Origin of the sequence: Acidiphilium rubrum, assembly GCF_900156265.1 — a bacterium.
Taxonomy (GTDB): Bacteria; Pseudomonadota; Alphaproteobacteria; order Acetobacterales; family Acetobacteraceae; genus Acidiphilium; species Acidiphilium rubrum.
Genome location: NZ_FTNE01000038.1, coordinates 1 through 19,118, shown reverse-complemented (window position 1 = coordinate 19,118; position 19,118 = coordinate 1). Strand labels below are relative to the sequence as shown.

15 protein-coding genes and 2 pseudogenes are annotated in these 19,118 nt (G+C 62.9%); 11 read left to right on the top strand and 6 right to left on the bottom strand.

Translation table 11 applies throughout. From position 1 onward, the window contains the following. Positions 1-594: 594 nt before the first annotated feature. A pseudogene (locus tag BW994_RS17250) lies at positions 595-1,367 on the top strand (IS256 family transposase); the annotation flags it as partial. A gap of 131 nt (positions 1,368-1,498) precedes the next feature. Here the strand turns inward: BW994_RS17250 and BW994_RS17245 are convergent. Genes BW994_RS17245 through BW994_RS17225 form a run of 5 tightly spaced genes read right to left on the bottom strand, consistent with a single transcriptional unit; the run spans position 1,499 to position 7,180 of the window. Continuing rightward, positions 1,499-2,476, bottom strand: coding sequence for an ABC transporter ATP-binding protein (locus BW994_RS17245; protein WP_156038181.1), 978 nt, complete (start codon positions 2,474-2,476; stop codon positions 1,499-1,501). Next, a complete protein-coding gene (locus BW994_RS17240) occupies positions 2,473-3,444 on the bottom strand; it encodes an ABC transporter ATP-binding protein (RefSeq protein WP_029313648.1) in 972 nt (323 codons plus the stop codon). The genes BW994_RS17245 and BW994_RS17240 overlap by 4 nt, the downstream gene beginning before the upstream one ends. A gap of 7 nt (positions 3,445-3,451) precedes the next feature. Continuing rightward, a complete protein-coding gene (locus BW994_RS17235) occupies positions 3,452-4,405 on the bottom strand; it encodes an ABC transporter permease (RefSeq protein ID WP_035230780.1) in 954 nt (317 codons plus the stop codon). Then, the gene (locus tag BW994_RS17230; protein WP_281174462.1) at positions 4,371-5,333 is read right to left on the bottom strand and encodes an ABC transporter permease; all 963 of its coding nucleotides are present in this window, start codon (positions 5,331-5,333) and stop codon (positions 4,371-4,373) included. The genes BW994_RS17235 and BW994_RS17230 overlap by 35 nt, the downstream gene beginning before the upstream one ends. A gap of 47 nt (positions 5,334-5,380) precedes the next feature. Then, a complete protein-coding gene (locus BW994_RS17225) occupies positions 5,381-7,180 on the bottom strand; it encodes a peptide ABC transporter substrate-binding protein (protein ID WP_029313651.1) in 1,800 nt (599 codons plus the stop codon). A gap of 202 nt (positions 7,181-7,382) precedes the next feature. On the opposite strand from BW994_RS17225, the gene BW994_RS17220 reads away from it, so the two are divergent. The 6 genes from BW994_RS17220 (at position 7,383) to BW994_RS20585 (ending at position 14,617) form a co-directional block, all read left to right on the top strand. Then, the gene (locus BW994_RS17220) at positions 7,383-8,807 is read left to right on the top strand and encodes a M20 family metallopeptidase (protein WP_029313652.1); all 1,425 of its coding nucleotides are present in this window, start codon (positions 7,383-7,385) and stop codon (positions 8,805-8,807) included. Between the two features lie 72 nt (positions 8,808-8,879). After that, positions 8,880-10,043 (top strand): trans-sulfuration enzyme family protein, encoded by a 1,164-nt coding sequence (locus tag BW994_RS17215; RefSeq protein ID WP_029313653.1) that lies wholly within the window; start codon positions 8,880-8,882, stop codon positions 10,041-10,043. A gap of 946 nt (positions 10,044-10,989) precedes the next feature. Beyond that, positions 10,990-12,162, top strand: coding sequence for a M20 aminoacylase family protein (locus tag BW994_RS17205; RefSeq protein ID WP_029313655.1), 1,173 nt, complete (start codon positions 10,990-10,992; stop codon positions 12,160-12,162). Positions 12,163-12,169: 7 nt separating this feature from the next. Next, complete coding sequence (locus tag BW994_RS17200; RefSeq protein ID WP_051657609.1) at positions 12,170-13,591, top strand: M20/M25/M40 family metallo-hydrolase; 1,422 nt, start codon at positions 12,170-12,172, stop codon at positions 13,589-13,591. A gap of 353 nt (positions 13,592-13,944) precedes the next feature. Further along, positions 13,945-14,226, top strand: a complete 282-nt coding sequence (locus BW994_RS17190) for a response regulator transcription factor (RefSeq protein ID WP_029313657.1) — start codon at positions 13,945-13,947, stop codon at positions 14,224-14,226. A gap of 178 nt (positions 14,227-14,404) precedes the next feature. Beyond that, on the top strand, positions 14,405-14,617 hold the full coding sequence (locus BW994_RS20585; RefSeq protein ID WP_081849207.1) for a transposase family protein: 213 nt from the start codon (positions 14,405-14,407) through the stop codon (positions 14,615-14,617). Between the two features lie 404 nt (positions 14,618-15,021). Here the strand turns inward: BW994_RS20585 and BW994_RS17180 are convergent, their stop codons facing one another. Beyond that, positions 15,022-15,732 (bottom strand): IS6 family transposase, encoded by a 711-nt coding sequence (locus BW994_RS17180; RefSeq protein ID WP_029313658.1) that lies wholly within the window; start codon positions 15,730-15,732, stop codon positions 15,022-15,024. Positions 15,733-15,853: 121 nt separating this feature from the next. Between BW994_RS17180 and BW994_RS20580 the strand changes: the two genes are divergently transcribed. The 4 genes and pseudogenes from BW994_RS20580 to BW994_RS17160 all read left to right on the top strand — a co-directional run. Further along, positions 15,854-16,015 (top strand): transposase, encoded by a 162-nt coding sequence (locus BW994_RS20580; protein WP_408734963.1) that lies wholly within the window; start codon positions 15,854-15,856, stop codon positions 16,013-16,015. Between the two features lie 547 nt (positions 16,016-16,562). Next, positions 16,563-18,284, top strand: coding sequence for an oleate hydratase (locus tag BW994_RS17170; protein WP_051657607.1), 1,722 nt, complete (start codon positions 16,563-16,565; stop codon positions 18,282-18,284). Between the two features lie 43 nt (positions 18,285-18,327). After that, positions 18,328-18,783 carry a hypothetical protein gene (locus BW994_RS17165; RefSeq protein ID WP_139334189.1) on the top strand — a complete coding sequence of 152 codons (456 nt, stop codon included), beginning with the start codon at positions 18,328-18,330 and terminating at the stop codon, positions 18,781-18,783. A 73-nt stretch (positions 18,784-18,856) separates the two neighbouring features. Further along, positions 18,857-19,118, top strand: a pseudogene (locus tag BW994_RS17160) (IS256 family transposase); the annotation flags it as partial.

Below are 19,118 nucleotides of genomic sequence, written 5' to 3'. Positions count from 1 at the left end.
AAGCGCCAGCCCAGCTTCATGGACCAATACAAAATCAACCCCGACGGCAGCATCGACTTCACGCCCGAACAACTCCGCGATATCCTCGGCCCGCCCCCACCGCCCGTACCACCCTGGCACCAGCCGTTCATCCCCTCCTTCAACGTCAAAAAACTGTGGCGCAAAGGGCCATGATTTCGCACGCCTTATTTGTTACGATATCGTAACGAATAGGGCGTGCGAAATCATGGTATGCGTAAACCTACCCTGCCCGCTGCGCCCGCCCGCGCCTGACGCGCACCCCATACCACACGATCAACCCCGCCAACACAGCAACCGTTGCAATCGTGAAATCATGCATCACCGCGTGCAGCCGAGGGTTGGTCTCCCACGCCTTGCCCAGCCGAAACCCCGGGGGCGTCGGCCGTTTGGCGCTGGCCGATCGGATGCACCGCGGATTGGGTGGTGATGGCGTCCTGGATTCTGCTGTTGCGGTCTGATCTGCTGTTGCCAAGGGATGCGCCGGCGGAACGACGTGCGTCAGATCTGCGGGACCGTTTGGTTGCGTTGCAGGAGATCCAGTCGTGCGAAGCGCGGCTGGAAACGCCCCGGAGGTTGGACGCTACCTATCTGAAGGTGCGCGAGGCTGGCCGGATCGTCTCGGTCGCCGTCACCATCGCGACCGGCGTCAATGGTGATGGCAGGCGTGAAGTGCTCGGCATGGCGATCGGCGCGTCGGAGGCTGAAACATTCTGGACCGAATTCCTCCGCAGCCTCGCGCGCCGCGGCCTGCGCGGCGTCAAGCTGGTGATCTCGGATGCCCATGAGGGTTTGAAAGCCGCCATCACCAAGGTGCTGCACGCCACCTGGCAGCGATGCAGGGTGCATATGATGCGCAACCTGCTGGCGCATGCCGGCCGCCAGGGGCGTAGCGTTGTCGCCGCTTTCGTTGGTACCGCCTTTGCCCAGGACGATGCCGCAAGTGCTCGCAGCCAATGGCGCCAGGTCGCGGACCAGTTGCGCCCCAAAGCCGCCAAGCTCGCCGCCATGATGGATGAAATGGAGGAGGATGTGTTGGCCTATATGGGGTTCCCCAAGGAACACCGCACCAAAATCCACTCGACCAACCCCATCGAACGGCTCAATGGCGAAATCAAACGCCGCACCAATGTCGTCGGCATCTTCCCCAACGAAGCCGCCATTCGTCGCCTCGTCGGCGCCATCCTGCTCGAACAAAACGATGAGTGGGCAAAACTGCCCAAGGTTCTGCCGACAAAGTCGGTGGAAAGGCAGCGGAGGGGGTTCAGCGCGGACGCTATATGACGCTAGAAACTATCGCCGAGTTGTGCGATGAACCTCTCATCAAACTGCCCGCAGCGGCAGGCTGATAAGCCCGGCCAACCCAGCCGGAGAACGCGATGAGATAGCCAATCCTACACCACGCAATGGGGCACTATCCGCTATGCCCGTGCTGAACGCTGCCCGACAAACTCTCCCTTACCCTTGCAGGGACACGCCGCTAGCCGGTCACGTGGCAGGCTACCATGTGTCCCGGCATCGTTTCCAAAAGGGCGGGCGCGATCTCGGCGCAGCGCGGTTCGGCGAGCGGGCAGCGGGTGCGGAAATGGCAGCCCGGGGGCGGGTTGAACGGGTTGGGCGGTTCGCCGGTCAGCACGAGACGCTTGCGCTTGAGCTTGGGGTCCGGGATCGGCACTGTCGATAACAGCGCCTTGGTGTAGGGGTGGCGCGGATTGTCGTAGAGGGCGCGGGCCGGCGCGACTTCCACGATGCGGCCGAGATACATCACGGCGACCCGCGTGCTGATGTGTTCGACCACCGAAAGATCATGGGCGATGAACAGATAGGTCAGCGCGAATTTATCCTGCAGATCCTCGAGCAGGTTGATGACCTGGGCCTGGACCGAGACGTCGAGCGCCGAGACCGCCTCGTCGCAGACGAGCAGCTTCGGCTCGACCGCGAGCGCGCGCGCAATGCCGATTCGCTGGCGCTGGCCGCCGGAAAACTCGTGCGGGAAGCGGTTCAGATGATCCGATCGGAGACCGACGGTTTCGAGCAGCTGCACGACGCGCTCTTCGATTTGGCGCCGACCGGTCGCGAGCCGGTGGATCACGAGCGCTTCACCGACGATGCCTGCAACGGTATGCCGCGGATTGAGCGAGGCGAACGGATCCTGGAAAATGATCTGCATGTCGCGCCGCAGCCGGCGGAGGTCTTCGCCGTCGATATGCGTGACGTCACGCCCTTCGAAGCTGATGGTGCCCGCGCTCGGTTCGATCAGCCGCATGATGCATCGGCCGGTCGTCGATTTGCCGCAGCCGGACTCGCCGACCAGGCCGAGGGTTTCGCCGCGTTCAATATCTAGATTGATGTCATCGACGGCGTGGACGCGGGCAATTTCACGCGCCAGGAAACCGCCGGTGACCGAATAATGCTTGCTGAGTCCACGGACCGCAAGCAGGGGCGGGGCGGCGTTCACAGGATGCAGGCCACGGTATGGTCGGGGCCGACCGGTTTCAGCACGGGTTCGGCCGCGACGCAGGCATCGGTCGCGAAGGTGCAGCGCGCCGCGAACCGGCAGCCGGCGGGCGGGTTGATCAGGCTTGGAACGGTCCCGGGGATTTGTGCGAGCCGGGTGCGGTGCTGAGCCTTGGCATCGACCCGCGGGATCGCCCGGATCAGGCCCTGCGTGTAAGGATGGCGGGGATTGGCGAATAATTCCTCGACCGGTGCCGCCTCGACGACTTTGCCTGCGTACATGACGACGACGCGGTCGGCGTTTTCGGCGACCACGCCCATCGCGTGGGTGATCAGCATGATCGCCATGCCGAACCTCGCCTTCATGTCGTTCAGCAGGTCGAGGATCTGCGCCTGGATCGTCACGTCGAGCGCGGTCGTGGGTTCATCGGCGATCAGAAGCTGCGGCCCGCAGGCGATCGCGATGGCGATAACGACGCGCTGGCGCATGCCGCCGGAGAATTGGTGGGGATAGTCGCGCACGCGGCGTTCGGGATCGGGGATCTGCACCAGCCGCATCAACTCGGCTGCGCGCGCAAGGGCTGCCCGCCGCGAGAGGTTTTCATGCGCGCGCAGCGGTTCGGCAATCTGGTCGCCGACCGTGTAGACCGGGTTGAGCGCGGTCATCGGCTCCTGAAAGATCATGGCGATTTCACGCGCGCGAATTTTATCGATCTCGGAATTGGAGGCAGGGATCAGATCGCGGCCACGCCAGAGGATTTCGCCGCCCGCGAACCGGCCCGGCGGCATGTCGATCAGCTTGAGCACGCTGCGGGCGGTGACGGTCTTGCCCGAGCCTGATTCCCCGACGACGGCGAGCGTCTCGCCGCGATTGACATGCAGGCTGACGCCGTCGACCGCGCGGACCATGCCGTCATCCGTATTGAACCATGTGCGCAGGTCGCGGATATCGAGCAGCCTCTCTGTCATGCCGGTGCTAGATCACGCGGCGCGGATCGAGCGCGTCGCGCAAGCCGTCGCCGATGAAGTTGATCGACAGGACCGACAGAAAGATCGCGGCACCCGGGATCAGCGCCCAGTGCGGGGCGGAGTCGAGATATTGCTGCGCATCGTAGAGCATATGGCCCCAGGTCGGCACATCGGGCGGAAAGCCGAGACCGAGGAACGAGAGCGTCGATTCGATGATGATTGCGTTGGCGACCTCGATGGTTCCGGCAACGATAACCGGCCCGAGCGCGTTCGGTAGTAAATGGCGCAGCATCAGCCGGGCGCGCGACGCTCCGAGCGCGCGGGCTGCCTCGATGAACTCCTTCTCGCGGAGCGACAGGAATTGCGCCCGCACCAGGCGCGCGAGTGACATCCATCGCAGGCCGCCGATCACGACGACGATCAGCAGAAAAATGCCACCTTCATCGCCGAATGCAGCCCGCAGCGCACCGCGGAACAGGTACATCAGCAGCAGCAACAGCGGGAGTTGCGGCAGTGCTAGGAACAGATCGGTCAGCCACATCAGCGCTGCATCGACCCGGCCGCTCGCCATGCCGGCGATCGCGCCGACCGCAACACCGATCCCGACCGCGACCGCCATAGCCGCGACACCGACGGCGAGCGAGATCCGGCCACCGAAAATCATTCGCGCCAGCAGATCCTGGCCGAGGCCGTTGGTGCCGAACGGATGGTCGAGCAATGGCCCCTGCAGCATCGCGGACAGGTCGATCGCGCCCATCGGCACGCGCCAGAGCAGCGGACCGACGACGACGCCGAGCACAAGAAACCCGAGGATGAACAGGCTGGCCACCGCCAGCGTGTGTTTACGGAACCGGCGCCACGCCTGCCGGCGCAGCGACAGCCGCGGCCCCGCCACCAGCTCAGGCGCGCGGAAGACCTCGGGGCCCTCAGCGATAAGCGATGCGGGGGTCGAGCCAGGCATACAGCAGATCAGCGATGAGGTTGAAGACGATGACGAGGACGGCATAGACGAAGGTAATCGCCATCACCACCGGCGTGTCGTCGGACAGGATCGAGGAGATCAGCAGCGAGCCCATGCCGGGAATGCGGAAGATCTGTTCGGTGATGATGGCGCCGCCGAACACCACGGGCAGTTGCACCGCCACGAGCGTGACCACCGGGATCAGCGCGTTGCGCACGATGTGGCGCATGATCACCTTGCGCTCGCCGATGCCTTTGGCGCGCGCCGTCGTGACGTAATCGAGCCTGACGACATCGAGCACCGAGGCGCGCACATAGCGCACCAGGGCAGCACCCTGAAACAGGCCCAGCACCGTGACCGGCATGATCGATTGCAGGATATTCTGCCACAGCCAGGTCAGGCCCGTGGAACTCATGTTCGACTGGAAGACGAACGGCAGCCAGTTCAGCCGGATGCTGAAAATCAGGATCAGCACGAGGCCGGTGAAAAATGTCGGCAGCGAGAAACCCACGAAGGCGAGCGTGTTGGCGATCTTGTCAAAGATCGAATACGGCCGCGTGCCGGCCAGCACGCCGACCGGTATCGCGATCAGAATGGCGAGCAGCTCGGCAGCGCCGAGAATAGCCAGCGAGACCGGCAGCCGCTCGAGAATCAGCGTCGAGACATTGATCCGGCTTGCAAACGAAAATCCCCAGTCGCCGTGCAGCATTGCGACCAGCCAGTGGAGGTAGCGGAGCCAGATCGGGTCATCGAGTCCGAATTTGGCGCGCAGCGAAGCGACCACGGCGGCGGGCACGTTCGGGTTGGTCAGCAATTGCCCGAACGGATCGCCCGGTGCCAGTGCCAGAATGGTGTAAATGATCACGCTGATGCCGAGCAGGCTCGGAATCAGCATCAAAAGTCGCCGCAGGAGATAGGCGCGTGACACCTAACGTGCCGTACGGCGGGCGATGTCGCGACGGCGTCGTGTATCGATCAAGCCTTGGTCTCCTTGAACCAGTCGGGCAGGTTCCAGACGTCGTCGTCCCAGCCGCTGAGCTGCATCATGAGGCCATCGATCGACGCACCGACGCTCTTGCGAAAGACCAAGGGAATCACAACGACATGATCGACCACGAGATCGTTGAGCTTGATGAACATCGCTGCGCGCTTGACGGGGTCGAGCGTCGTGGTCGTCTCGGCATAGATCTTGTCGTATTCCGCATTGCGCCAGCGGGTGATGTTGCGACCCTGCCATTTGTTCGCCTTGCTCGCGACCTGGCTCGACAGGAATTGCTGCATCCAGAATCCCGGATCGGGGGATGGCGGTTCGGTTTCGTACATCTGCAGGTCGGCGTAGAATTTCGGATAGGTTTCGTCGTTGCCGACATCCGATGAAAAATAGACCGAGGCCAGAATTGCCTTCAGACGCAACTCGATGCCGGCTTTCTTGCAGGCCTGCTTGATGATCTCCTGGGTTTCCTGGCGCGGCTGATTGATCGAGGTCTGAAACAGCCAGCTCAGCTTTTTACCGTCCTTCTGGCGGATGCCGTCGGGGCCGGGCTTCCATCCGTTCGCATCGAGTAGATCGGTCGCTTTCTTGACGTTGTACGACCAGGACGTCTTTTTGGAGACGAACTGCGCCGGTCCGTTGAGGAAGTTTGCCGTGGTTTCGCCGGCTTCGCCATAAATATAGGCCTGCACGCTCTTGCGATCGATCAGGAGTGACAGCGCCTTTCGCACGATCGGATCGCTCAGGGTCGGGTTGGTGGTCTTGATGCTGGACCGCTCGCCGTCGACGACCTTGTTGGGATCGGTGAAGTTGACCTGGATGTGCTCGATCGCGGAACCGCTGGCGAAGGCAAGTTTGCCTTTGCCGCCGGCCAGAATCTTTTTCAACAGATCCCAGGATACCTGCAAATCCCACGCATAATCATATTCACCGGTCTGCAGCACCGCGCGGGCGGCCGACGTCGCATCGCCACCGCCCTTCATGTCGACGGCATCGAAGTAAGGACGGTTGGGTTGGTGATAATCTTGGAAGATGACGCCTTGAACGAGCGTACCCGGGGTAAACGTCTTGAACTTGTAAGGGCCGGTGCCGACCGGTTTCAGGTTCCACGGCGCATTGCGCGATTTCGAACCGATGTAGGGCGCGAAAAGATGTTTGGGGATGATGCAACCATTAGCGGCGACGAACGCATCGGCCCAGAACGGTGTGGGTTTTGCGAACAGGATCTTGACCGTGTAATCGTCGATTTTTTCGACCGTGATGCCAATGTAGCTGCCCGCCGTCACGGCGGCGGTCTGCGGATCCTTCGCATATTGCCAGTTGAAAACGACATCATCCGCGGTGAACGGGGTGCCGTCATGCCATTTCACTCCCTGTTTCAGCTTCCAGATGACCGATTTGCCGTCCTTGGCAAGCGAACCGTTTTCGACGCTGGGAATCTCGGCGGCCAGAACCGGCTTCAGCGTACCATCGGGCGTCCATGCCGCGAGCGGCTCGTAGAACAGGCGCGAGGCATTTTGGTCCTTGGTCCCGTTGGCAAAATGCGGGTTAAGCAGCGTCGGGCCCTCCCACCACAGGAGTTTCAATGTGCCGCCGCCTCCGCGCTTGGTCGGGGTGTAGTGGATGCCCGAAGATGTCGGCATGGCTATGCCGGCTACGGCGAGAAGCTGGTTGGCCAAAGGTGCGGTCAGACCGACGGCGGCTACGCGCTCGATAAAGCCCCGCCGCGAAAGTTTGCCGCGCTTGACGCGATCGATCATTCGTTGAAGTCGCTCTGCGTCCATTCGGCCTCTCCAGTTATAGTTGCGACACCTACCCTGAATTCACGCCATTATTCGGTACCTTGGGTGGCATAGGGTTCGCTTGGCTGTCAAGCATGATTGCGTTTCTACAATCGTGCCCGACATTGAAGCTATTACTGGACGGACAGGTTCGATCGGCATAGCGTGGCATATTCCTTTTTGGGTCGAGCGCAGGAGCGTCATGATGCAGAATTCCGAACAGATCTGGCGCCATGTCGATGCGAAGAAAGACGTGTTCACTGCACTGGCCGACCGCATCTGGGATCACCCCGAAATCGCCTACTCGGAACACCGGTCGGTTGCCGAGCACGCCGCGATGCTGAACAGCGAAGGGTTTCGGGTCACCCGCGATATCGCCGGCATCCCGACGGCGGTGATCGGCGAGGCAGGGCAGGGAGGCCCGGTAATCGCCATTCTGGGTGAATACGATGCGCTGCCTGGGCTCAGCCAGGAGGCCGGGGTGGCCGAGCACCGGCCGATCGATGCCAATGGCGCCGGCCACGGATGCGGCCATAACCTGCTCGGATCGGCCGCACTGCTGGCCGCCACGGCGGTGAAGGATTACCTGGCCGCCAATAACATCGCGGGGCGTATCCGTTATTACGGCTGCCCGGCCGAGGAGGGTGGCGCGGCAAAGACTTTCATGGTGCGTGCCGGCGCTTTCGACGATGTCGATATCGCAATCTCCTGGCATCCGTCGGCATTCTCCGGCGTGATGCAAGCGGCCTCGCTCGCCAATACCCGCATCGATTTCCAGTTCACCGGCCGCGCCGCTCATGCCGCCGCCTCGCCGCATCTCGGCCGCAGCGCGCTCGATGCGGTGGAATTGATGAACGTCGGGGTCAACTACATGCGCGAGCACATGCCCAGTGACGCGCGAATCCATTATGCTATGCTCGACGGCGGCGGCATCGCGCCGAACGTGGTGCAGGCCAAGGCGAAAGTGCGTTACGCCATCCGCGCGCGTGAACTGCCGGATCTTTGGCCGCTGATCGAACGGGTCAAAAAAATCGCGCAGGGTGCCGCGCTGATGACTGAAACCACAGTCGCGTTCAAGGTGATCAGCGCGGTCTCCAACCTGCTCGGCAACACGCCGTTGGAGCGCGCCATGCACGATCAGTTCCTGCGCCTCGGCCCGCCGCCGTTCGATGCGGCGGATCGCGAATTTGCCGCCCGGATTCAGGAGACTTTGACGCCGGAGGACATCGCCGCGTCGTGGCAGCGGGCCGGACTGAAACCACAGACCGGCACCACCCTGTGCGACATCATCGTGCCGCGTGATGCGAAACCCTCGACCATGCTCGGCTCGACCGATGTCGGCGATGTAAGCTGGGCGGTCCCCACGGTGCAGGCGCGCGGAGCCACCTATGCGATCGGAACGCCAGGCCATTCCTGGCAACTTACGTCTCAGGGCAAGAACGCAGCGGCGCACAAGGGCCTTGTCCACGTTGCGAAAATCATGGCCGGGACTGCTGTGGAGGCGCTGCGCGATGACGCGCTTATTGCCAGCGCCAAGGCCGATCATCAGGCGCGCACCGCTGCACAGCCCTACGTCTGCCCTTTGCCGGCGGAGGTGATGCCGCCGGTCGAGACCAAAGTCGCCGCCTAGCCCGCGGCGCGGATGCAACACTGACCGCCTGCAATCGGTGCGGCAGGTCAGACAAGCAAGACGGGAGATGCCATGACCGACACTTTGCGCCGCGAAACGCTGGTCGCGCAGGCGATGGGCCGGATCGACGCGGCGACACGGGCGGTGATCGCACCGATCCACGTGTCGACCACGTTCATTCGCGATGCCGACAATCAATACAGCGCTGGTTTCGTGTATGGGCGACCCGACAATGCAACGGTTCGCGAAGCCGAGGCCGTGCTGGCAATGCTCGAAGATGCCGGGGCGGGGGCGCTGTTGTTCGGGTCGGGGATGGCGGCGGCCATCGCGGTGTTCGCCATTCTGGACGCCGGCGACCACGTGCTTGCACCGCAGATCATGTACTGGGCGCTGCGGCATTGGCTGCTGACCGAACTGACGAGGCGCGGTGTCGATGTAACTTTTGTCGCGATGGACGATGTCGCTGCCGTCGCGGCCGCAGTGCAACCAGGCCGGACGCGATTGATCTGGATTGAGACCCCCGGCAATCCATTATGGACGATCACCGATGTCGCCGCGATCGCCGAGATCGCCCACCGCGCCGACGCAAAACTCGCGGTCGATGCCACAGTTGCCTCGCCGTATCACATGCAGCCGCTGGCCTTAGGCGCGGATTTCGTGATGCACGCCGCGACCAAGATGTTGAACGGTCATTCCGATGTCGTGGCCGGCGTCGTGGCCGGCGCGCGCGATGACGCGCATTGGCAGCGGATCGTCACGACGCGCAAATTGGGCGGTGCGATTCTGGGACCGTTTGAGGCGTTTTTGCTGATGCGCGGCATGCGCACGCTGTTTCTGCGTGCCGCGGCCCAGGCGGGCAGTGCGGCAGATCTGGCCGCGCGTTTGGTCGTGCATCCGATGGTGGCGGCCGTGCTGTATCCGGGCCTTGAGACCCACCCTGGCCATGCGATCGCGGCGCGGCAGATGGTCAACGGTTTCGGCTCGATGCTATCGATCAGGGTGGTCGGCGGCGCGGCGCACGCCATCGCCACGGCCGCCGCGGTGCGCGTCTGGCATCGCGCGACGTCCCTGGGCGGGGTGGAGAGCCTGATCGAGCATCGTGCCTCGATCGAAGGCGAGGGAACGCCATGCCCGGACGATCTCCTGCGATTGTCGGTGGGGATCGAGCATGTCGAGGATTTATACGCCGATCTGGCGCAGGCCCTGCATGGCGCAGCTGTTGCTTCTGAAGTTTGAAACATCACACCGGTCCTCAAAACAGGTGACCCTGCATGGGATTCAAGAAGGGTACCTTGAGTTGATATCTCTTCTAAATATCTCCCGCGCTGCTCGATCTTCAGTAGTATGAAGAGAGTGCGATCGCAGACGGGCTAGATGCAGCTGGCGCAGCCATTTGGCAACCTGCGTTTTGCCAGATCTACCGAAAAGCCCTTCGCGATTTGCGCTTGGAAATCAACACACGGTCAGTGTATTACCGCACCGTTCCCTGAGTCGTGGCCCTTGACCACCGGATCATAAAACTGCGCCAATTGGGCGGCATTCAACCTCGGCAGACGGCGCGTAGGTATCCACGAAACGACAGCCGCTGTGCCATCTCCTTTGTAGCGATGGACCCAGTCGCGCAAGGCCTTATGGCGGATCCCGCTCTGCTCTACCTTGGTCATTCGGGAATGTCCCCCAGGGATCAGCACGAATGCCGAGAGACGGGCGACAACCTCGCCGCCGCGCCCTCTGGTGCCAGTCGCAGCAAAGCCTCTGTCGCGACGTCCGTATTCGTCACCGCAATCGCCACAGACGCTGCCGGCTCCGCCAATCAAATCAGAGTGTAACAACGAACCACAAATCTTTGGGTCAGGAGGCGCCCCCCCATGTGTCAGAAAAGCCGCCAGCGGGTATTACATCAGTTTTATGGACATGCTTTGCGGTAACACGTTTGGAGGTCATCCATAAGCCAGTCTCCACGACGCGTTTGATGGCGGCGGTCGGTTAACGATTCCTCGAACACCATCAGGCGGCTGTTAGGCATTCCGCGCGTGCCCGCTGCTCAGTATTGCCGTCGCGCTCGATTTGCGCTTTGTTCAGATCGACCGAAGAAACGTCGCCCGACAGGCTGTCATTGCGAAGGTCACGACGGGGTGGATGCAGTCCCTCAGGTTTTGGCGGCGCAAAGGAGCAATGAACGATGGATATTGTCGATGCCATTCGGACCTATCATGACGATCTGACGTCGATCCGCCGCTCCATTCATGCCCATCCCGAGATCGGCTTTGAGGAGCATCGCACCAGCGATCTGGTTGCGGGCAAGCTGGCGGAATGGGGCATCGCGGTGCATCGCGCGGTCGGCGGCACCGGGGTGGTCGGCGTGCTGAGCCGTGGCAACAGCGCTGACAGCATCGGCCTTCGCGCGGATATGGATGCCCTGCCGATCACCGAAGCGACCGGGCTTGCTTACGCCAGCATCAACCCCGGCGTGATGCACGCCTGCGGCCATGACGGCCACACCACCATGCTGCTCGGTGCCGCGCGCTATCTGGCGGCCACCGGCAATTTCAACGGTACGGTCAATTTCATCTTCCAGCCCGCCGAGGAGGGGCTGGGCGGTGCGAACGCCATGATCAGCGCCGGATTGTTCGACCGGTTTCCCTGCCAGCAGGTGTTCGGCATGCATAATCGCCCGGGGCTCGAGGTCGGCGCGTTTGCGATCAAGCCGGGGCCGATGATGGCGGGCGGCGCGTTTTTCGATATCATCATCACCGGCCGCGGCGCGCATGGCGCACGGCCGGAGGACAGCGTCGATCCCGTGCTGGCGGCGGCGGCGATCACCAGCGCGCTGCAATCGATCGTTTCGCGCAACGTTACGCCGGGGGATCCCGCAGTGCTCAGCGTGACCGGTTTGCAGGCCGGCACCGCCTATAACGTGATCCCCGAAACCGCGACTATCCGCGGCACCGTGCGCAGCTTCAAGCGCGAGACGATGCAGATGATGGAAGACAACATGAAGCGCCTGGCCAGCCAGATCGCCGCCGGTTTCGGCGCGATCGCCACGGTCGATTTCCGGTTTCTGTTCGCGCCGTTGGTGAACGATCCCGCCGCGACCGATGCGATCGTGGAGGCCGCGGCATCGCTGGTCGATGCCGCGAAGATCGATCGCGCGAGCGCGCCGGTGATGGGGTCGGAGGATTTTTCATTCATGCTGGAATCCCGCCCCGGCGCCTATATCAATCTCGGCAATGGCGAGGCGAGCGCGCCGGTGCACAATGATCGCTACGATTTCAACGATGCGGCGATCCCGTTCGGCGCTGGCCTGTATGCCGCGCTGGTCGAACGCCAGCTGCCGCGTCGTGCGGCCGGCTGACCGGACGATGAGTGATCGCAACACCGCCATCGCCCACGCGCGCGCCGCCTTCGACTCCGGCCGGTTCCAGGATGTGCTGGCCAAACTGATCGCGGTGCCCAGCACCTCGCAGGACCCGGATCGTGCGGCCGATGTCGCAACCTATCTCGATGCGCATATCCGCCTCGGCTTCACCGTCGCGCTGCATCCGAACCCGGAACCAGGTTTCGGGCCGATCCTGTTCGCCCAGCGGATCGAAGCGGCGGGCCTGCCGACCGTCCTGACTTACGGCCATGGCGATACGGTGCACGGGCTCGAGGATCAATGGCGTCCTGGCCTCGCACCCTGGGCGCTGACGGTCGAGGGCGATCGCTGGTACGGCCGCGGCACCGCCGATAACAAGGGCCAGCACGCGGTCAATCTCGCCGCGCTGGAATCCGTGATTGCGGCACGGCAGGGCCGAGTTGGGTTCAATATCAAACTGATCCTGGAGACCAGCGAGGAACAGGGCTCGCGCGGGCTGGGTGCCTTCGTCGCGGCGCGGCGCGACCTGCTGGCGGCCGATGTGCTGATCGCCTCCGATGGTCCGCGTGTCCTGCCCGATCTGCCGACGATCGCCACCGGCACGCGCGGCACGTTCCATTTCGATCTGCTGGTCTCGCTGCGGCGCGGCGGCGTGCATTCCGGCCATTGGGGCGGCCTGGCGGCGGACCCGGCGGTGATTCTCGCCCATGCGCTGGCCTCGATCTGCGATCGGCATGGCCGCATCCTGGTGCCCGGCTGGTTGCCCAAGGCCGGCATTCCGGCGGCGACCAAATCCGTGCTGGAGGGTTGCCCGGTCGGCGGCGGCGGCCAATCTGCCGCGATCGATCCGGACTGGGGCGAGCCGGGCCTGACCGATGCGGAAAAAATCTTCGCCTGGACCAGCTTCATTGTGCTGGCCATGACCTCTGGCACGCCGGCCCATCCGGTCAACGCCGTCGCACCCGATGCACGGGCGCATTGCCAGCTGCGCTACACGGTCGATGCCGATCCCGCGACCTTCGAAGCCGATCTGCGCCGTCATCTCGACGCGGCAGGATTTCCCGAGGTGCGGATCGAGCGCGCCGGCATCCGCATGCCGGCGAGCCGCACCGATCCCGCGCACCCCTGGGTGCGGTTCGCCGCCGACAGTATCGCGCGCAGCCTCGATCGTCGGGTGCAGATCATTCCCAACGCCGCCGGCGGTCTGCCGGGCGATGTGTTCGTCGATCATCTCGACGTGCCGCTGGTCTGGGTGCCGCACAGCTACAACGGCTGCCAGCAGCACGGGCCTGATGAACATATTCTGGCCTCGTCGCTGCGCGAGGCGATCACCGCTTTCGCGGGTCTTTGGTGGGATCTCGGGGAGGGAAATACGCCAAGCCCAACGTCCATGAACGTTGAAAGAGATCGCGCGAACAGCGTGTAAAGATTGTCGCGGAGTGGTCGATGGAGCTAGATGACCTGATGCCAGGACGGCGGCACTCTCAACTTGCGGTCCAGTCTCGGATGGGTTGGCATATTGCGCGGCGCTGCACGCGATGCTGGTGGCCGCGGGTCGGATTGTGGCGGATTTTGCGACGAAGGAGGCGTTTCTGGCGCGCGATCCCACCGTGACGGCTGGATGTTTGGTGATCGATGCCAAGCTGCCGGGGTGCAGCGGCATCGATCTGCTGTGGACATTGCGGGCCCGGGAGAATGATACGCCGGTCGGATCCTCTCGCGCCTCAGCGCTGCGACACTGCCGGTCGAGGCGCTGCGAGCGGGGGGGCGGCGGATTTTGTGGATAAGCCGATCAACCCGGCCGAGCTGCTGGGCCGGACCGGCCGCGCGATCGGGCTGGCGCAGGATCTGACAGCGCGGCAGCGGGAAGTCCTGGACTTGGTATTGGCGGGGCAGCCGAGCAAGGCGATTGCCGGGAAGCTCAGGATCAGCCCGCGCACGGTCGAGGTGCATCGGGCGGCGATCATGCGCAAGACCGGTGCGGCATCGGTCGCGGCGCTGGCGCGGCTGGCGATCGAGGCGGAGGGGGCGGTTCCGGATTCGGTCGCGATCCGGCCGTGACGGGTGGGTAGGCGGCTCATGGGTGGCAACAGGTGTGAGTCTTCCGCTGTCAGTTTCCCTTAAAGGGCTCTGCCTCAATTCGTGTGATCGTGGTGCTGCTTGACGGCTGGAACGGAGACTGGGCTGATGTGGCACGATCAAAAATGCAAAATGGGCGCTTGGATCTGGCCTCGAGCTCATGGGGTCGGAGTGCCGCGACGGGCGCCGGACGGTCTCGGTCGTGGGACGGGGGAGCGCTCGTTGTCCCGGATGTGATATGCGACCTAGCCGGCGTCACGGTTGGCAGGTTCGCCTTCTGCAGGACCTGCCGGCTCAGGGGACGCCGGTCACGCTGCGCGTCTGCCTTTCACGATGGCGATGTCAGAACCAAGTGTGCGCGCAAGACGTTTAGCGATCGGCTTCCCAAAATCGCCTCACCGTCTGCTCGAAGGACCTGCGGGTGGCCGATTTGACCAGGCTCTTCGGCCATGCCGCCGGCGGTCGTCCGGCGGAGCGCCTGAGGGCTAGCCTGGGGCTGCCACAGAGTGATGACACGATTTTGCGCCATCTCAAGGGCCATGCTGGCACGCCCGCCGAGGCAGCAACGGTGCGGGTGGTCGGGAGGCCCGGCCAAGCTGGGAGGCATACTTGCCGGAGAGGCGGATGGCGATCACGGAATCACGTCTCACGGTTCTGCGCCCCGTGCTAAATATGAAGGATTTCGACGCTTGCACGCGTAATTCGATAGACGATCACGTAGGGCCGGCACTGCCAAGTTGTTGAAATGATGTGTGGGTTGCCCAGTCTGGAGATGGATCAGGCGGCTAATTGGGCAGCATAGTCGGCCCAGAGCGAGAAGGCGTCAGCTCTGGCGTGGCGGTAGGATTTGGCAGTGAGGCGATGACGTTTGGGGCGGAACAAGGTGGTGATCTGGTCATGGGCGGAGAGGAGTCTCTGGGCCTGGCCGGGAGACTTGAACCGCGCCATGATCTTTTCTCGTCGTCGCGTGTGCCGATGCGAGGCCTCGGCCCGATTGTTCAGCCCCTTATGGGAACGGTGGTCGGCACTGGGGCAATCCTCGCGCGAGGCGACGTCGTAGCTTTGGAGCTTGTCGGTCACCACCACGCGCGGCACACCGCAGTGGCGCATGAGTTTTCGCAGGAACCGCTTGGCGGCACCCGCATTTCGCCAGCTCTGGACCAGGATTTCCAGCACATCGCTCCGGCTGTCGAAGGCGCGCCAGAGCCAATGCCGCTCGCCACGGATCGTGATCACAACCTCATCCAGGTGCCACTTGTCGGATGCTTGAGGCCGGTCACGCCGGATCTGCGCAGCCATCTGCGGCCCGAAGCGATGAGCCCATGCCCGGACGGTCTCATCGCTGACCATCACACCTCGCGCCGCCAGAAGGTCTTCCGCATCGCGCAGGCTCATTGCGAACCGGTGATAGGCCCAGACAGCATAAGCGACCACCGAGCGGGGAAAGCGATAACCCTTCAACGGCAATGGAGGAATCAAGGAGATCATTCAAGACCGCTATGACCGCACGACCGGAGCGTCAACCTGACAGTGCCCGTTGCGGTATGCAAGCGACAGCACCGATGAGGAATGGGAGATCATTGGACCGTTTTTGGCGCGTTGCAGCACGGTGGGGCGGCCGTCGATCCACAGCATGCGCGCCATCTGGGAATGCATCCAGTATCAGGCGACGACAGGGTGCCAATGGCGAATGTTGCCCAAAAATTTTGCGCCTTTCACAACCGTTCAGTATCATTTTATCGTTGGCAGGACAGCGGGCTACTGTTTTTGATCAATGAGGCGCTGGTCGCCGCGAACCGCGTCGCCGAGGGACGGGACGCTGCGCCGACTGCGGCGATCATCGACAGCCAATCGGTCAAGACTGTCGCGCGATAATCTGGATGAGAACCGTATTGCCTCATCCAAAAATGTTCTCAGGCTGTTTGTCGCGCGGCATTTAGAAGCTTTCCGACTTTCCACAAAACAGACATCGTATCGGCATCTTGGCTATATTGATTGGCACTGCGTGCGCTGCTGCTGGGTTACCGCAGATGCAGTCACCCGCGCCCCCCCAATCGCCACCCCGGCGCTACGTAGATTCCGAGCCTTTTTCCACCGCCACCCACCGGCCACCTTCTCCTCGGAAGGAGCTTCCCCATGCGCCTGATCCTTAAATGCGCTGCCGATCCCTACCGTTGGCAAGTTTATCCCACACTTAACCGAAGACAATCCTCCCTCAGCTTCGCCGCTTGGGGAAGCGCCCATCGGGATGCTTGAAACCCTTGGAAGGGCTTTCGTGTGATCACCGAAAGCAGCCCCACTGGCATGGAGACACCGTCATGAGAAATTACGACCGCATCAACGCGCTGCCGCCGCATCGCATCGCCGAAAAGCACGCTCACATCATCGGCGGGGGCCTTGCGGGACTTGCGGCGGCCGCCTTCCTGGCGACAGACGCCAGCATGCCCGGCGGTAACATCACAATTTATGAAACTCTGCCGGTGATGGGCGGGTCCATGGATGCGGCGGACCATGCCAAAGGCGGTTATACCAGCCGTGGCGAACGTGAGCTCGAAACCTATATGGAGTGCCTGTGGTATCTGTGCAGCAAGGTGCCCTCGCTGCGGATCCCCGGCCTGACCGTCCTCGACGAGACCCATCAGGCCAATCTCAGGCAGCCAATCACCAGCCATTTCCGACTGATGGAGAAGCAGGGCCGGCTGTATGATTATTCCGGCCCGTTCATGTCCGCCGATGACGCCAAGCGGATGCTGGAGCTGCAGCTGACGCCGGAAATTGAGCTCGAGATGAAGACCGTCACCGACTGGTTCAGCCCCGCCTTTATACATTCCGTATTTTGGCTGTGCTGGAGTACTAAGCTCGCGTTTCGCGATTATCACTCCCTGATGGAGGTGCGCCGATATGTCCAGCGTTTCATGATGATGGATTACGGGCTCCCCCAGAACCGGGGCATTCTGCACACCGAATTCAATGAATACGACTCCGTAATCAAGCCACTTTATGTCTGGTTGAAAACCCTCGGCGTCGGCTTTCGCGCCGGAACCACCGTCACCGACATCGCAACCCGGGATACCGGGGGCGAGACCCTCGCCACCGGCCTGACCCTGTCGGACCACACGGGGGTTCGGCACGTGCCGCTCTCGCGAGACGACCTGGTTTTCTTCACCAGCGGCTCGCTGACCCAGAACGCGGCGATGGGAACGACCGATACGGCGGCGAAATTCGATCGCGATACAACCGATCGCGGCTGCTTCACGGTCTGGGAAAAGCTCGCGGCGCGGGACCGCAAATTCGGCCGGCCGGCGGCCTTCATTTCGTCGGTTGAGGCCTCCAACTGGATGAGCTTCTTCCCCACCATCACGAGTGACCCCACTTTATTCGACTATCTCGAGAAAAAGACCGGCGACAAAGCAGGCACCGGCGGCGCAGTCACCATTGTCGATTCGAGCTGGGGGATCAGCTTCGTTCCCTACAGCAAATATTTTCCTGACCAGCCCGCCGATGTGAATCTGCTCTGGGCCTATGGCCAGAGCAGCGGCGTGCCGGGCGACTTTATCAAGAAGCCAATGCGCGACTGCACCGGCGCGGAGCTTTTCTCCGAACTGCTCTATCACTGCGGACTCGAGGACAGGATCCCCGGCATTCTGGCGCATTCACAGGTTTCCACCTGCATGATGCCCTACATCACCAGTCAGTTCATGCCGCGCAAAATCGCCGACCGTCCGACCGTCATTCCCGTCGGCTGTGTCAATCTTGCCTTCATCGGGCAGTTCGTCGAACTGCCTGGCGATGTGGTCTTCACCGTAGAGACCTCGGTGCGCACGGCCATGATGGCGGTCTGGGGGCTGACGGGATTGGATAAGCCGATGATCCCGATCCACGAGCCCGCCTATGACCTGCGTGTGATCGTCGCTTCGCTGAAGGCGACGCTCGGCATCGGCGAGATCACGCCTGAAAACCTTGGCACCATAGCACTTGCCAGCCCGCCATTGCCGGCGCTGCTGGCTTTCGTGAATGCGCTGCCAAAGCCTGACGCGTGAGCCCCGCCGACGCGCGATGCGTGCCCTTCCGCTGGCCCCGGCCATGACCGGACTGCCCTGGCATCTGATGGGCCTTGGCCTGGTCATGTCCCTTGTGGTCTCGACACTCGGGTTCAGAAACGTCGCGTATTTTGTCAGCCTCGGTTATGCCGGCTCGATCGCCACGCAGGCGGCCGTCATGCCGCTGATCTACCGGGACACAATCGGCGGCTGGGTGCTGCTCCAGTCGGCGCTGCTGCTAATGTATGGGCTGCGATTGGGCTCTTTCATCCTGGCAAGGGCGAGGGCGCCGTCATTCCAGTCGGAGGTAGCGGCAACCGCCGCCCGCGGGGCGAAAGCGGGCGGATGGATCACGATTGCCATCTGGCTCAGCGTCTCGCTCCTCTATGTCGTGATGTTCCTGCCGGCTTTGCTCTCAATGTCCGCGCAAGCCGGCGGACAGGCGCTGCCCTCGGTCCCGGCGGGCGATGCGGTAAGAGCTATGGCCGAAATTGGGTGATGGCTTGGTGAGAAAGGTGGCGTATCGAGGCGGGTGGAAGCCTGCCTGAACCTCTTGAAGGAGCGATACGCCTATGACGAGCGATAGCACTATTCTTCCCTTCCGCAAGCCCGGAGACGTTGAGGATCCGCTGACGGGGATCCTTAGGGACGGGGCCCGTCGGCTGCTGGCCCAGGCAATCGAGGCGGAGGCTGAGGCGTTTCTGGCCGCGATGAAGGGTGAACGGCTGGCGGACGGCCGCGACCGCGTTGTGCGGCACGGTCTGGGTCCGGTGAGGGAAATCCAGACTGGGATTGGTCCGGTCGAGGTGCAGCGTGTGAAGCTGCGCGACCGCG